Source organism: Nocardia sp. NBC_01503 (assembly GCF_036327755.1).
Classification (GTDB): Bacteria; Actinomycetota; Actinomycetes; order Mycobacteriales; family Mycobacteriaceae; genus Nocardia.
In genome coordinates this window covers 4,757,839-4,772,836 of the sequence record NZ_CP109596.1, presented here as the reverse complement: position 1 = coordinate 4,772,836, position 14,998 = coordinate 4,757,839, and the positions used below count along the sequence as shown (strand labels likewise).

The 14,998-nt window shown below is 67.5% G+C and carries 11 protein-coding genes; 4 read left to right on the top strand and 7 right to left on the bottom strand.

The features are described 5' to 3' along the window. Positions 1-6: 6 nt before the first annotated feature. From OHB26_RS21555 to OHB26_RS21545, 3 genes are all read right to left on the bottom strand, one after another. Positions 7-1,437, bottom strand: a complete 1,431-nt coding sequence (locus OHB26_RS21555; RefSeq protein WP_330179076.1) for an aspartate ammonia-lyase — start codon at positions 1,435-1,437, stop codon at positions 7-9. 40 nt (positions 1,438-1,477) lie between these two features. Next, complete coding sequence (locus tag OHB26_RS21550) at positions 1,478-3,640, bottom strand: serine/threonine-protein kinase (protein ID WP_330179075.1); 2,163 nt, start codon at positions 3,638-3,640, stop codon at positions 1,478-1,480. An 86-nt stretch (positions 3,641-3,726) separates the two neighbouring features. After that, a complete protein-coding gene (locus OHB26_RS21545) occupies positions 3,727-5,286 on the bottom strand; it encodes an amino acid permease (protein ID WP_330179074.1) in 1,560 nt (519 codons plus the stop codon). A gap of 203 nt (positions 5,287-5,489) precedes the next feature. On the opposite strand from OHB26_RS21545, the gene OHB26_RS21540 reads away from it, so the two are divergent. The 4 genes from OHB26_RS21540 (at position 5,490) to OHB26_RS21525 (ending at position 11,227) form a co-directional block, all read left to right on the top strand. Further along, a complete protein-coding gene (locus tag OHB26_RS21540) occupies positions 5,490-6,239 on the top strand; it encodes a MerR family transcriptional regulator (RefSeq protein WP_330179073.1) in 750 nt (249 codons plus the stop codon). An 88-nt stretch (positions 6,240-6,327) separates the two neighbouring features. Further along, positions 6,328-6,642, top strand: a complete 315-nt coding sequence (locus OHB26_RS21535; protein WP_330179072.1) for a hypothetical protein — start codon at positions 6,328-6,330, stop codon at positions 6,640-6,642. A gap of 9 nt (positions 6,643-6,651) precedes the next feature. Continuing rightward, positions 6,652-9,693, top strand: a complete 3,042-nt coding sequence (locus OHB26_RS21530) for a WXG100-like domain-containing protein (RefSeq protein ID WP_330179071.1) — start codon at positions 6,652-6,654, stop codon at positions 9,691-9,693. Between the two features lie 202 nt (positions 9,694-9,895). Beyond that, positions 9,896-11,227 (top strand): hypothetical protein, encoded by a 1,332-nt coding sequence (locus OHB26_RS21525; RefSeq protein WP_330179070.1) that lies wholly within the window; start codon positions 9,896-9,898, stop codon positions 11,225-11,227. A 53-nt stretch (positions 11,228-11,280) separates the two neighbouring features. On the opposite strand, the gene OHB26_RS21520 is transcribed toward OHB26_RS21525, so the two are convergent. The 4 genes from OHB26_RS21520 to eccB form a co-directional block, all read right to left on the bottom strand. Continuing rightward, entirely contained in the window at positions 11,281-11,637 is a 357-nt protein-coding gene (locus tag OHB26_RS21520) for a YbaB/EbfC family nucleoid-associated protein (RefSeq protein WP_330179069.1), read from the bottom strand. 34 nt (positions 11,638-11,671) lie between these two features. Beyond that, on the bottom strand, positions 11,672-12,163 hold the full coding sequence (locus OHB26_RS21515; protein ID WP_330179068.1) for a hypothetical protein: 492 nt from the start codon (positions 12,161-12,163) through the stop codon (positions 11,672-11,674). After that, entirely contained in the window at positions 12,160-13,236 is a 1,077-nt protein-coding gene (locus tag OHB26_RS21510) for a hypothetical protein (protein WP_330179067.1), read from the bottom strand. Before OHB26_RS21510 ends, OHB26_RS21515 begins: the two co-directional genes overlap by 4 nt. A gap of 266 nt (positions 13,237-13,502) precedes the next feature. Next, the gene (gene eccB, locus OHB26_RS21505) at positions 13,503-14,912 is read right to left on the bottom strand and encodes a type VII secretion protein EccB (protein WP_330179066.1); all 1,410 of its coding nucleotides are present in this window, start codon (positions 14,910-14,912) and stop codon (positions 13,503-13,505) included. Positions 14,913-14,998: the final 86 nt, after the last annotated feature.

Below are 14,998 nucleotides of genomic sequence, written 5' to 3'. Positions count from 1 at the left end.
GCTCGGCTACCCGACCTGGCTAACGGAAGTCTCGGGGATAGGCGGCAATCCCGCCAGCCGGCGAGGTGACAGCAACTCCTCGACCTGCGATCTGGTCAGTGCTCCTTCGGCCACCACGATGTCCGCGACCGAGTCACCGGTGGCGAGCGCCTGTTTGGCCACCCGCGCGCAGGCCGCGTACCCGAGCTGCGGCGACAACGCGGTGACGATGCCGATCGAATTCCGCACGCCCTCGCGCAGCCGCGCGCGGTTGGCGGTGATTCCGTCGACGCATTCGGTGGCGAGGGTGTCGGCCGCGGCCGTGAGGTGGGTGAGCGTCTTGAGCAGGCTGAAGACGATAACCGGTTCGAAGGCGTTGAGTTGGAGCTGACCGGCCTCGGCCGCCATGGTGACGGTCAGATCGTTTCCGATCACCTCGAACGCCACCTGATTGACGAGTTCGGGGATGACCGGATTGACCTTGCCGGGCATGATCGACGAACCCGCCTGCGCGGCAGGCAGATTGATCTCGTGTAGACCGGCGAGCGGACCGGAGGAGGTCAACCGCAGGTCGTTGCAGACCTTGGAGAGTTTCACCGCCACCCGCTTGAGAATCCCCGACACCTGCACGAAGGCGCCGCAATCCTGGGTGGCTTCGATCGGGTTGGCCGCCAGCGACATCGGCTCGCCGGAGATCTCTCGCAGATAGCGGCAGGCCAGCGCCGCGTAATCGGGGTGCCCGTTGATGCCGGTGCCGATCGCGGTGCCGCCGAGGTTGCATTCGAGCAGCAGCAGCGCGCCCTCGCCGAGCCGTTCGCGATCCTCGCGGACCATGGTGGCGTAGGTGCCGAACTCCTGTCCGAGGCTCATCGGCACGGCGTCCTGTAATTGGGTGCGCCCCATCTTGATCACATCGGCGAACTCGATCGCCTTGCGGTCGAAGGATTCCGCCAGCCTGCCGAGCGCGCCGACCAGCTCGCGAATGTAGGTGACCAGGCAGAGTTTGATCGCGGTGGGGTAGACGTCATTGGTCGACTGGCCGAGATTGACATGGGTCAGTGGATCGAGTTCGGCGTATTCACCCGGCGCGAAGCCGAGGAGTTCCAGTGCGCGATTGGCGATCACCTCGTTGGCGTTCATATTCGACGAGGTGCCGGCGCCGCCCTGAATGGGATCGATCGGAAATTGGTCGAGGAACGCACCGCCCCGAATCTCGATACAGGCCGATACGATGGCGCTCGCCCGCTCCGCGTCCAGCAGTCCGAGATCGCGATTGGCTTGGCAGGCAGCCTGTTTCACTGCGGCCAGGGCGGAGATCAAGGCCGGATAGCTGCCCATCGCCGATCCGGTGATCCGAAAGTTCGCCATCGCACGAGCGGTGTGCACGCCGTAGTACGCACGAGCCGGAACGGTCAGCTCGCCGATCGAGTCCCGTTCGATTCGCAGCTCGGTGGGCATGGGAGTTCTCCTTCTGATTTCACTGTTGTTCATGGGGTGTTCATATCCACGAGCGCGGGCGCACCGCATTGGCGCGATCCACCAGCGCGAAGCGGTCGAAGCGGTCCGGCGTCGCGTGCGCGACGGCCCGCAGGGCCGACTCCAGTCCCTTGCGCAGCCCGCGTTCGGTGTAGAGATGGCCGAGAATGGTGTCGTCCGGCGTACCGGGCCGGCCACCGGCGCAGAACCAGCGCAGTGCGCTCTCCAGTACGGCGGAACGCAATTCGAGGGCGCGGCGCTCCCGTGGCAGGCCGCGCAGCCGTTCCGCCGCTTCGTCCAACTGGGCCTGGGTCAGTTGCGCCGGTGTCCGTGACACCAGCAGCAGGCTGAGGGTCATGCGCGCGGCGTCGTAATTCCGTGCGGCGGGTTGCACCTGCCGCAGCGTGTCGATCGCCGCCGCGGTATCGCCCGCGCCGAGCTGTTGCCTGGCCAGTCCGAATGCCGCGGTGACCATGGTGCGATCGGTCCGCCATACGCTCCGGTAGTCGTCGGTGGCCGACCGCGACCAGCGTGCGCGGCGGCGCGGATCCGGATCGGCCTGCGCCAATAGTTCGGCGGTGGCCGCGAGCGCCAGCGGCGGCGCGAGTTCGCCCGGCACCATGGCGGCGACGAGTTCGAAACGCGCATAGGCTTTTTCGAGTTCGCCGGAGACCACATCGGCCAGGCCGTCATACCAGTCGATCCGCCAATCGTTGGCATGTTCGTCCCGCAGCCGGTCCAGTATCTCGCGCGCCACGCGCACGGAGCCGATGTCCAGGTAAGCCCTGGTCTCGATGAGCGCGCTCTCCAACTCGAAGGAGTCGGGCAGTTCGATCAGGCCCTTGCGCACCGCCGTTCGGCTGATCCGCAATCCCTCCAGGGCGTGGCCCGGGTCGGCTTGCAGTTGAGCGGAGAGGAATTCGAAGCTGGGTTCCTCCGGATCGATCATGGGAATCGGCAGGGCCGCGGCGAGTTCGGCCGCGTCCAGGCGGGGTGGGTGTCCGGCCACGGCGTCCCGCCCGCCGAGCAGCGCGTCGACGCCGAAATCGGTGCGCGGGGCGCCGAAGGTGGTCGATATCTGCCGATGGTCCGTACCGGTGTCACGCGCGAGCACCATTCGCAATACGCCGCCGAGCTGGCGGTACATGACCGAAGCGGAGGGGAACCGCTTGGCCGGATCCGCGTCGGTCGCCCGGCGCAGCAGTTTCGCGAAGGCTGGATGTCGTCGCAGAATGGGCTCGTCTTCGGTTGTGCGCCAACGGGATCCGCCGGGCAGGGTGAGCGCGGCCAGGGTGCGGCCGACGGTGTAGATGTCCGAGGCCACCGTGGGACCGGTCCGGGGCACTTCGGGCGCCTGATAACCCGGTGTGCCGTACAAGCTGCCGCCGGAGCGCAGCGCCGCCACCGCCCCCAGGTCGATGAGTTTGACCTCATCCTGGCTCACCATGATGTTGTCCGGTTTCAGGTCGTTATAGGCGAGCCCGAGCGAGTGCAGGTAGTCGAGAGCCGGCAGGATCTCGAGCAGGTACGTGATGGCCTGCGCTACCGGAAGTGGTTCGCGCGCTTGCTGTTCGAGCATGGCGCCCAGCGATCTGCCGCCGATGTACTCCATCACGATGTATCCGGCGGAGACGCCGTCGGCGGTGCGGTGCGTGACGAAGTTGAAGATCTTGACGATGGCCGGATGGATCACCTCGGAGAGAAATTGCCGTTCGGCCAGCGCCGCCACATGCGCCTCGATGTCTCGCGGGTTCTGCAGGCCCTTGAGCACCACCCAGCGCCCCCCGACATGGCGGTCACGAGCCAGGAACACCCAGCCGATCCCGCCGTAGGCCAGGCAACCCCGGATTTCGTACTGGTCGGCGACCACATCGCCGTCCCGCAGCGCCGGGCGGAAACTGAACGATTCCCGGCAGTGCCCGCAGGCGCCCTGGATCGCGCCCGGCCCGTGATCGTCATGGCGACCGACGGGCCTGCGGCACTTCCAGCAGAAACGTTTGGCCTCGGGCACTTCGAGTTTCGTCAGCACCGCGGCTTCGGGTTCGACGGGCGGCACGGCGGGCATCGAGACCAGGCGCAAGCCCCAGCGCAGCGGACTTTGCCGGACAGGCCCGGATCGGTCCGAATGCGGCTGCCCCTCAATAGCATCGGAGGCCTCGGTGTTGTCCTGCGTTACGTTCTTCATGCCTACCACGTCATTTCTGCTGTTGAAGCCGTAAAAGCCGATCCCGCAACGGGTTTGCGTATACGCGCCGCGGGATCGGCCGGTATTCACCGCGTTCGCGACTCGCCGGGCGTGACTTCGCCCTGAATCTCGTCGAGCACGGTGGTCAGATGCGGGTCCCGATGTTCCAGGGGCCGCTCGGCCAGCACCGGGAACTGCCCGGTGTAGCCCTGTCGCATGGTCGCGATGGCCGCGACGCGCCCGCGCACCAGGAACCAGCCGATGATCATCAGCGGCAGCACCACCACGCCCATGGCGATCACCGCACCGCGCTGGGTCGCGTCACGGCCGAAGAGCATGATGCCCAGCACCGCCACCAGGAACAGCAGCGCCGCGATGCTGGTGTAGGGCGCGCCCATCAGCCGGAACTTCGGGCGCTCGACTCGGCCTTCCCGGGACCACTGCCACAGCTTGAGCTGACAGACCAGGATCGCCCCCCAGGCCGCGATGGTGCCCAGCGCCGACATGTTCAGTACGATCTCGAACGCTTTCTGCGGCACGATCGCGTTGAGTCCGACACCCAGCAGCGCGACGGTGGCGGTGGCGAGAATGCCCACGTAGGGCACGCCGCCCTTGGTCATTCGCGAGGCCATGCTGGGAGCGCTGCCGTTCATCGACATCGAGCGCAGGATGCGGCCGGTGGAGTAGAGGCCGGCGTTGAGGCTGGAGAACGCGGCGGTGAGCACGATCAGGTTCATGACCGAGCCCGCGCCGTGAATGCCGAGCTTGGCGAAGAAGGTGACGAACGGGCTGGTGCCGGATTTGAAGTCGGTGTACGGCAGCAGCAGCGACAGCAATACCAGTGAGCCGACATAGAACAGTGCGATGCGGGCGATGACGGAGTTGATCGCGCGCGGCATGATCTTCTCCGGGTTCTCCGCCTCACCGGCGGCAGTGCCCACGAGTTCTACTGCCGCATAAGCGAATACGACGCCGGTTGTGGTGAGCACCAAGGGTATGACGCCGTGCGGGAAGAGTCCGCCATGCCCGGAGATCACCGTGGGGCCGGTGACCTCGCCCTGAATCTTGAAGCGGCCCACCAGGAAGACGAGTCCGATGATGAGGAAGCCGACCAGCGCGACCACCTTGATCAGGGCCGCCCAGAACTCCATCTCGCCGAACCACTTCACCGAGACCATATTGATCGCGACCACGATCACCAGGGCCACCAGCGCGATCGTCCACTGCGGGATCACCTTGGTCGCACCCCAGTAGTGCACGTAGGTGGCGATCGCGGTGATGTCGACGATGCCGGTCATACACCAGTGGAAGAAGTACATCCAGCCGACACCGAAAGCCAGCTTCTCACCATAGAATTCGCGCGCGTAGGAGACGAACGAGCCCGAGGACGGGCGGTGCAGCACGAGCTCTCCGAGCGCCCGCAGGATGAAGAAGACGAAGATGCCGCAGATCGCGTAGGCGATGAACAGCCCCGCGCCGGCGTCTTTGAGCCGGGCGCCCGCGCCGAGGAACAGGCCGGTGCCGATGGCGCCACCGATGGCGATCATCTGCAACTGCCGGGGGCGCAGCACCTTGTGGTACCCGGCGTCCTCGTCGTTCAAGCCGACGGCGGTCTCCGAAAGTTCTTGTGGTCGAACGGTTGTCATGATTCGGTCTTCCTTAACATCAACCATGCCAGTGATTGACGGAACATACCGGCAATCAATGGCACATATCAATGGTTGACCGAGAACGTAACGTGGAGGACACTCCCGGCACCGATGTTGTGGCGATTGAAGCAGCGGCCACACCGCGAGGACACCGGATGCCACCGGGATCGGTAACTGTTCATCTATGGTTTCCTGGAGGCATGGCGGTGGATGCGGGGCTCACGATCAGCGACCTGGCCGAGCAGGCGGGCCTGACGGTCCGAACGCTGCGCGACTACAACGAGCGTGGTCTGCTGCCGCCACCGAAGATGAAGGGCCGCACCGGTTTCTACGGTGAGGAGCATCTGAATCGGGTCCGCATCGTAGAACGGCTACTCGAGCGCGGCATCACCCTGAACGGCGTACGCGGCCTGCTCGAGGCCTGGGACCGCGGCGAGGATCTCGCCGACGTGCTGGGCGTGGCCGCCACCACGACCACTCCCCCGGCACGACAGGAGACCGCGGGCGACGGACTCGTCACCGCCATCGCGCTCGCCGAACGGTTCCACGAGATTCCCGACGGTCTCGCCCGCGCGGTCATGGCCGGGCTCTACGAGCCGGTGGATCCGAACACCTACCGCGCCACCGATCCCGAACTGGTCGAACTCTTCGACGAGCTGATCGAGGCCGGCATGCCGATCACTCGCGCCCTCGACGAGGTCGAACAGCTGCGCACCGACTGCGATCACATCGCGCGGCAATTCACGGATATCTTCCTGCGCACCACGATTCGAAGCTTTCGGCGGTCCGATCGCGGCGAGCGGGATGTCGGCGAGCTGACCGCCCAGCTGACCGCGGCCCGGGCGCGCCCCGGCCGGGTCGCGGCCGGCGTGATCGACCGCTTCGTCGAGCGGTACCTCGGCTCGGTGGTCGGGCGGGAACTCGCGGACGTCTTCCCCGACGGCGCGTAACACCCGCGTAAATCTGACCATGAAAACCCGGTATACGCCGCAGATTTATGGTAGATACGTCTATACGACGTATTGAGAAGCGGGTGCCATGGCAGAAAAACTGATCGTCACGCCAAACGCTGTGCGGGCCGGCGGCAATGAACTACTCGCCGCTCAGGCCGCATTCGAAACCATTATGCGCACGCTCTCCACATCGGTCGGGTCGAATGGATCCGAAACCTGGGGCACCGACTCCTACGGTAAGCAATTCGCCGAGGGTACGAACGGTTACTACAGCTCCCGCGGTAATCTCCTGAAGGGTGGAAGCGATATGTCGGACACATTGCGGGAATTCGGGACCGGGCTGATCGACGCGTCGAACACAGCCGTGAAGACCGAATCCGGCAACACCTCCGCGTTCTGATACGTCGATATGTCGCTGGAGTGGCCGCCGGATCTGCGGTTTCTGACCTATATCGTGGGACAGGCCTGGCCGGACGGCGATGAGGACCGCATGTTCGCGATGGCCCAGGGCTGGCTGGACGCCGCGACCGATCTCGAAGCGCAGGTCATTCCCCTGGTGCGGGCGGGAGAAGCGCTGGCCCTGACCGGATACGAATCCGGCACGGGCCGTACGGCGATCGCCACCGAGCTCGGCAAGCTCAGCACCGGCGACAACTCGATCGAACGGCTGGCCAAGGACTTCCGGGAGACCGGCGCCTCCACCCGGCACGCGGCGACCACGATCGAAGAAACCAAGCTGATGATCATCCTGTCGGCCACCATGCTGGCCGCGCAGATCGCGGGCGCGTGGCTGTGGCCACCGACCGCGCCGGCGGTGGAGGCGGCCGCGATCGGTGCGACCCGAGCGGCGGTCTACCGCATCGGCAATCGCGCGCTGGCGGCCCTCGCGGAGATTCCGCATATCGGCGAATATCTGGCCGGCGCATTCCGGTACCTCCCGCGATTGGCGGATGAGCCCGGGCGAATCTCACGATTGGTCGCGCAACCGGCCACCGCACTCGCGTCGAGAGCAACACCGCGATTGACCCAGATGCTGGTTGACGCGGGATTCCGCGAAACCACTGCGCTGACCCTCGCGGAATTGCCCGCCGACACCGTCAAATTTCTCATCGAGAAAGCCGTCAACAATACGATCTGGGCCGGTGGTCTCGACATCATGGTCCAGGAGATACAGATCGGGAAGGGCCACCGCGACGGGCTCGACGGCAAGGAGATCGGCATGTCGATCGCCGCCTCCACCGGCGGCTGGTATGCCGGAGCGCTGGTCGCCACCAATCTGGGAAAATTCGGCGGCAAGCTGCTGACCGGCTGGGGCAAGGACCCCACCGCCGGGGTGTGGGGTGCCGGGCTCGGCGTGCTCTCCGGCACGGTTCCGACCATGGTCAGCACCCTGGTGGGCGGCGGAATCGCCGAATTGTTCACCGGCACTTTCGATCCGAGGATCGGACTGATCGGCGCGGTCTCCAGCAACTCGCTCATCGGCATGCAGCGCGGCTATATCGGCATGCTCGGGCGGGAGCCGGCGGCGACCCGCTTCGACGAACCGGCCCTGCCCACGAGCCGGGCCGCACTGGAGCACACCCCGGAACCGGTCAGCGCGCCGAGGTCGGCGCCGCTACCGGGCGAAGAGCACATTCCGGCGGGCGAGCAGCCGAATCCGGGCGGCCGGGCGGCGGCGGCCCGGACCGACGCCCCGGCCGAACCGATCAAATCCTCATCGCAGCTGTTGGAGGAGATCCGGCAGCGGGACGCGCCGGGATATCGCGGTGCCCGCGCCGACGATCGCTCCGCCGCTCGTTCAGGTGAGAATCCCGCTGAGAGCGGCGGATCGAACGATGCCCGCGCCGCGCGCAACGCGCACACCAACGAGCAGCGCGCGCTGGTTCGCGACCTCACCACCACCCGGCGCGAGGTGCTCAACGCCGAACTCGAGCATGTGCGAGCCCGAGCCCGCGCGGCGGCCACACCGACCCCGGAGGCTCATACCGCCGTCACCCGAGCGCAGCAGCGGCTGGATACCGCCGTCGCCGCCGATGCGGCGACCCGCACGAATATCCAGGCCGGATTGGCGGCCGATAACGCGGGTGCGGGCGGCAATGCCGGTCATAGCACCGGAGGTGACGAGGCTCCGGCCCACCCCGGCCCGGTGCCGCGGCACCGCGACGACGCCGAAAGAGCCACCGCGGGCGGAAGTTCGGCCGATGACACGGCGCGGCGGGATGCCGACGCGGCCACCGGCAACGAACTCGGCACACCCTCCGGCGAACCCGCTCCGCATGCCAGCGATGACACGGTCCCGCACCCCGGCGACGAACCCGCCCAGCGCAACGGCGTCCAGCACACCGATGACGGCACCGCCCAGCACTCCGGCGATGAACCCGTATCGCACGCCGATTCCGACACCGGGCACGCCGGCGGACAACCGGTCGCGCACCGGAACGATGAACCGGCGCATGGCGGCCGGGACGAGCAGGTCGGCGGTATATCGCAGGTGGCGGAGGGCCCGAAGGTGACGGCGGTCCGAAACAAGCTCGCCGCGGCCGATGATCGTCTCGCCGAACTGCGAACCGCGACCGGCGATTCCGCGCGGGCCTATACCCGCGCGGACCGCCGGGGCCTGAGTGCGCTCAACGAGCATCGCGCGGCGGAGCGGGAAGCCTTGGCCGCCGCGAAAGCCACTCGCGACGCCACCAAAGCCGAGTTGGTCACCGCACGGGCCGACCACGATGGAGCACCCGCCGAGCAGCGCGCCGCGGCCCGAGCCAGAGTCACCGACCTCGAACAGACCCTGCGGACCCATGAACGAGACGTCGCCGACCAGACGGCTCGGCTCGCGCTCACGGACCATGAGTTGGGCATGACCCGCGGAAACCTGGAAAAGGCTGTCGCCCAACAGGATCGGGCGATGGCCGCCGCGGAGAACGCCCTGACCGAACTGGACGACGCGAACCGGGCGGCCGCGGCCGACCGCGAACGGCCGCACTCCGAACCCGGCCGGTCCCCCGCGCCGGGCGACCATACCTCCGAGGCCGGGGAGCACCCGCGGGCCCCGCACCCCGACGCATGGGAACGACTCCAGGGCGAAATCCGCCAGCACCGAGCCGAACTCGACAGAATGCGAGTCGAACGCGATGACCTGCTACTGAGATCCGGCATCGCCGAAAGCAGGTTGCGCGCACAACTCGCCGAACTCGACAACAGCATCCGATCCGAGCGCACCCTCCTCGACGGCGGCTATATGAGCGGCAAACCCAAACCCCGCAAACGCCCTCTCGAGCACGGCATGCCGGACCAGTTCACCGCACTACGACCGCCGAACCACGACTTCTGGCGCACAGGGGGAATCGATGAACAGCCCAAGCCCAACCCCCAACCCGTCCCGCCCGGACATCACCCACACCGACCCCGCCCGCCACACCACGGACACCCACCGCACCGGCCCCACCCGTGACCATGCCCCGGCGGGGGCAATCGAACGACCGCGAGACCCCGACCCAGCCACCGCGAACACCCACCGCGCCGATGGAGATACGCGGGGGGTGGCAGCCACCCAGCCGGAGCACTCGTCGAATGATGGCACGGCGGAGGAGATCCCAGACCTCGCGTTCACCTTGACCGCCGAGTTCACTACGGGCACAGGCACATTGGAACTCATGCCGATCCCCCAGACGACATCCGCCACCGGCGGTGCGACCGAGCAGGCCGTCGCGCCCGGCGTCGCGGCGAGCGACGCACCCGACCTCACGACAAGCGTCGCACCCAGTCTTGCGGTAAGCCCCGCACCCGGCCTCGCGGCGGGGGCCGACGCTCCCTCGCGGCCGACGCCCGCGACGCGGACCGCGCCGATCGCGGAGACCGCCTCCGCTGCCCGCGCATCCGCCCACGACGCCGATGATCACCGGGGCGATCATCGCCGCTCGGCCGAGAAGTTGGCCCTCGACATCACCGAATCGCTGTTGCCCGCGGCCCCGCCGCAGTGGCGGCAACTGCGGTTGGCTTTCTCGGTCACCGTGGCCGCGGTGACGGCCGATGCCGTCTTCGTGATCTCCGATGATGAGACCGTCACTGTCGAGGTGCCTTCGACCGCAGTGGAATTGGTACAGGCGCTGCGGCTGGTGACGGTCGGGCCGGAGGATCGGGCGTGGTGGCAGGTCGTCATCGGGCGCGATCGCAGCGGCGTCACCGAGTGTGAATTCGGCTATGGCGATCTGCCGTTTCCACCGAACCGGCTGCTGCCCGCCGCCGCCTATCGGGCCGATCTGGCGGAGTTCCCGCGTGAGCGGCTGCCGGTCTGGCTGGCGGCACGACTCGCCGTGGACGATGGACGGCAGCGCCTGCCGGAGCTGCTCACCCGCGCCCGGATCGACCGGCGCGGGCCCGCGACGCCGGTCACCTTCCTCGAACCGGGCACGGCGCTGGCGCGCTGGGCGACGGTGGCGGCCGCGGCGGTGGCGATTCGCACCGAATGGGGGCCGCGAATTCTGGGTTCCACGGCCGTATTCGAGGCCACCAACGGCAGTGGCTCGACGCTGCAATTGCTGCCGGGCGGGCGGGCGGTCCTCTCCGGCGGAGTCTGGAATGCCGCGGAACTCGATGCCGCCTACCACGCGGGCGGCCCGCTTCCGGAGTTTTACGCCGGGGTCCCGGATTGGCTCGACATTCCGGCCCTGAATCCTCGCGCGGCCACCGGAGAGCTGTCCTTCTGCTACTGGTGGGACGGCGACGGCTGGTGGAGCGGGGAGTCCCCCGCGCCCACCGAGATCGGCGCCGCGGTGCCGGGTCTCTGGACACCGGCGACGGTGGTCGACATCGTCTGCGGCGTGCTGGGTGATTCCGCCTCCCGCCCGGCCGTCACCGATTTGGTAGCGGCGACCGAATCCGGCTGGGTAACACCGGATTTGGTGGAATCGGCGTTCACCACCGACGAGGACACCGATATCCCGGGAGCCTGGACTCAACTCGCGGTCGCGGGCCTGACCCGCTGAGCGCGATCGGCTCGGGGGCACGGTTTCCGCACGGAACCGAGCCCCGCCGAGACTCAGCTGAGCTGGTCCCGCAACGAATCGACCGCGGCGAGGATGTCCTCCATTTTCGGGGCGGCGGTGGCCTGTGCGGCAATGGGGGCCATCAGTTCCTTCCTGCGCTGGGCGACCTCGACCACGGCGGAGCGGGAGGCCGCGGTGACCGCGGCGGCGATCTCGTCGTAGCTCAGGTCACCGATATCGGCGGCGAATTTGATGTCGATGGCGATACCGTCGGCATTCACGGTGACCCGCACTCGGCGGCGTTCAGCCGTGCCGGTACCCATGAGCTGCGCGCATTCGGCTCGCACCCGCGCCACTTCGGCGACCTGCTTCTTGAAATCACCTACCGCGCTGGCGAATTCGTCATCCATCAGGTGAAGTTCTCTCTCGTTGATCAGGATTCGCTCAGCGGTCCAGGAATCGGTGGCCGCCGGTGTGCGGGCGCACCGCGTCGCCGTAGCGCGGATCGACCGATTCCGTGCGCTCCGAGGGCGGAGTGAGGGGTGCCCGCACCTGTGTGGGCAGCTGTGCGCGCAGTTCGGCGAGTTCGGTGAACCGCTCCTCCAGCCGCGGCATATTCGCGCGCAGGGCGGCGAACGGTGCGAGCAGTTCCTGTTTCTTGAGCTGCACCTCCGCCGCCGCGGTCTGTGCCGCCCGCACGGTGGCGCGGGCGATCTGACCGTAGCTGAGCTCCTCGATACCGTCGGAGTACTCGGTTCGCACGATGGATCCGGAGGCGTTGACCACCACGGTGATTCGCCCGTGTTCCACGGTGGCGGAGGCGGTGAGCGCGTCGCGCGCGCCGCGCGCTTGCGCCATCCTGCCGATGGTCTGCCGCAGGGTGTCCACCAGGTCGGCGGCGTCCGCCGCGGCCTGCCGGTTCTCGGGTCGTATCACGATGCGGGCACCTCCAGCAGGGCTTGCTCGAGCCCCTCGGACTCCACCCGCAATCCCGCGTATCGCTCCAGATAGGCGATGACCGACGCGGGGTCCTGCTGGTCTTCGCGTTCGGGCAGCAGCACCAGGAAACGCCCCGGGTTCGGGTCCTCCTCACCGACCAGGGCCACCAGTTGCGCGCTGCGCAGCCGCAGTACCAGCAGCGCCAGATCATCGGCGGCGACGTCACCGAATCCCGCCTTGACCGCCCACTCCAGATCGGTGATGGGGATGTCCACCCAGCCGATCGGCCGGCTCGCACCCATCGACGGCCACATCGCCGGATCCACCGAGATCAGGGCGGGATCCGGCCAGGGGCGGCGCCGGTCGAGCTCGGCGACGAGCCGTTCGATGAAGTCCAGGATCTCGGCCGCGCCGAATCCGTCGGCCAATTCCACCGCCGCCTCCGGGAGTGTGCGGGCCGCCACCGTCCGCGCCAAGGCCGGGTAGAACTCGTGCACCGTCGCGACGTAGCTCATCCGGTCGATGAGATCTTCCGCCGCGTCCGCGACGATCTGGTCGCCGGAAAGATCATCCACGTAAACCATGGAGGCGCAAAGCTGCACCACCAGTTGGGGTTCGGTGTCGGCACCGGGATCCGCCGCATCGAGCGGCTCATCGGACGCCGGCTCGAGAGCGCGGTCGAGGGAGAACAGATGGCCGACCGCCGGCGCCGCGTGGTTGTTGGGGTACGCGTCGCCGGTGTCCGGCCGATAACGCAGATACAGTTCGGCCTCCGCGGCGCTGAGGCCGGGCCGCTCGCCGTCTCCGGGTACGCCCTCGACGAAACCGACTTCCCATTCGAGAATGGCCGCGATCTGCGTCGCCGACAATAAACCCGCTGGCATCGGTTCATCGGTGGCGGCGAATCCGGCCTCACCCGCTGCCGTGCTCACCAATGTCATGCGCAAATCTGCGGGCGCTGTCTCACAATGCCCCGCCGCGTTGATCGTCTCCGGTCCGACAATCACACATGCCCCGCCGATGGCGACAATAGCCGCGCCGTCCCCCAGCTTGCCAACTAATCGTGGCATAAGCCCTCACTTTCGCGTTCCGATCCCTCGGACCGTACCGACCGCATACTCCGATGGCCATCGAGAATAGTTCTGTTAACCGAGCACGGAGCATGGCCGGAGCATTATCGCCCCGGCCGTTCACAATGAATTCTTTCGCAAATATCCGATGCACCGCACGCGATCCCGGCGAAGTATTCACTCACCGCGCCGGTTTCCATGAACGGAAGATGAACACGGCCGCGGCCCGGCCCGCGCCGACGGTGAATTCTGCGCGCCCGGTGGAACTACTGCCCCGCCTGGTCGGTGTGGACGATATCGCGGGCGATCAGCGCCGAGGACCGGTCCAGCATCGGCCCCGCAGGGAGCTGACCGACGATCTGCCAGGGCGCGAGCTTGGGTTTGGTCAGGCCCAAGACCGCCGCGGTGGCGGCGTCCGGGATACCGAATCGAACCCCGGTGTCGGTGATGTACAGCAGGCCCTCGCGCCGGGTACTGTCCGGCTCAACCCCGGTGACCTGCACGAATTCCCCGGTGGCAGCGGGGATGTAGACAGAGTCGGCGGCGTTCGCGACGACCAGGGCCATCGGTCGCACACCGGTGGCCAGCGGCAGCTGCGCGCCGATCAGTAGTCGTAGCCGCGAGGTCTGGTCCTGGCTGTCCCGCCCCCAGGAGACGCACGCGACCGGGCTGGCATCGGCGGTCACGATGGCCGGGCGGCCGATGGGGAACTGGTCCACCGGCAGGGTGTGCACCACCGGCACCCCGCTGACCGCGTCCGGCGAGAGCACCGGAATCTTGGTCAGCCCCATGGAATTCGCGGAGCGCAGCACGTCCGCGGTGAACTCGGAAATCTTCTGCAGGCCGTCGGCGAGTACCACGTACGGTTTCTGACCGGTGAGCTCCTCGACCCGAATCACCGATCCGACAACGATATCCCCGCCATTGACGACGCTGGGCGCGCCCGCGTTCGGAATCGCGGGCACGGTGAGGTCGGGGGCTGCGACCGTGGCGTTCAGCAGGCCGGTTCCGGCCTCCCGCGGGCGCATGCTCTGTATTTCGAGCGCGGAGACGATCGCGGTGTTGTTCAGGTCGATTCGGGCATGCTTGCCGTCATAGACGAGGTAGGTCGCACCGTCGCGGGCGATCAGCAGCGCGTCACCGGTCCCGGCCGCGTGGATCTGCGGGCCCAGCTCCGGAATACCGTCCAGCACAGCGGTTTTCAGTCCGGCTGTGGTGTCGTCGCAGAGGGTCCATTCCGAATGACCGGCCTGCGCCGGGCCGGGCAGTGCCGCCGGTGCGCCCGGAATGCCCAGCAGTGGGCCGCGGGGCGCGGTAGCCAGCTTGGCGTCATCGACCGAGGTGGGCGATTCATTGCTGCCGGTGATCAACCGGGCCGAGGCCAGGTTGAGCGCCGGGTGCAGGGTCTTGTCGACCACCGCGTAGAGCGCCCCGCTGTCGGAACCCATGACGATCTTGGCCTCGCCGATCTGACCCTGTGGCCGCAGGAAGGCCAGCACGGCGCAACCCCCGGTGGCCAGCAGTGCCAGTACCAATCCGGTGATCAACGACCGGAATTGGATGCGCATGGGATCGTGCAGCATCCGCACATCGCGCCGGACGAGCGCGTGCTCGAATCGCTGCAACAGAAATCGGTAACCATTGACCTGCGCCCGGGTCGTCAACTGTGCCGGCACTTCAACTCCTCCACCATGCGCGTGAACACCATGCGCATGGACACGCATATTCGGCTGGATTATGGGAGGCTACCGCAACGCGGGGG

Excerpts from the sequence above, each read along its gene's own strand:
- OHB26_RS21555 (WP_330179076.1), bottom strand. The coding sequence starts at position 1,437 with ATGCCCACCGAGCTGCGAATCGAACGGGACTCGATCGGCGAGCTGACC.
- OHB26_RS21520 (WP_330179069.1), bottom strand. The coding sequence starts at position 11,637 with ATGGATGACGAATTCGCCAGCGCGGTAGGTGATTTCAAGAAGCAGGTC.
- OHB26_RS21525 (WP_330179070.1), top strand. The coding sequence starts at position 9,896 with ATGCCGATCCCCCAGACGACATCCGCCACCGGCGGTGCGACCGAGCAG.
- OHB26_RS21535 (WP_330179072.1), top strand. The coding sequence starts at position 6,328 with ATGGCAGAAAAACTGATCGTCACGCCAAACGCTGTGCGGGCCGGCGGC.
- OHB26_RS21550 (WP_330179075.1), bottom strand. The coding sequence starts at position 3,640 with ATGAAGAACGTAACGCAGGACAACACCGAGGCCTCCGATGCTATTGAG.
- OHB26_RS21530 (WP_330179071.1), top strand. The coding sequence starts at position 6,652 with ATGTCGCTGGAGTGGCCGCCGGATCTGCGGTTTCTGACCTATATCGTG.
- OHB26_RS21510 (WP_330179067.1), bottom strand. The coding sequence starts at position 13,236 with ATGCCACGATTAGTTGGCAAGCTGGGGGACGGCGCGGCTATTGTCGCC.
- OHB26_RS21540 (WP_330179073.1), top strand. The coding sequence starts at position 5,490 with ATGGCGGTGGATGCGGGGCTCACGATCAGCGACCTGGCCGAGCAGGCG.
- OHB26_RS21545 (WP_330179074.1), bottom strand. The coding sequence starts at position 5,286 with ATGACAACCGTTCGACCACAAGAACTTTCGGAGACCGCCGTCGGCTTG.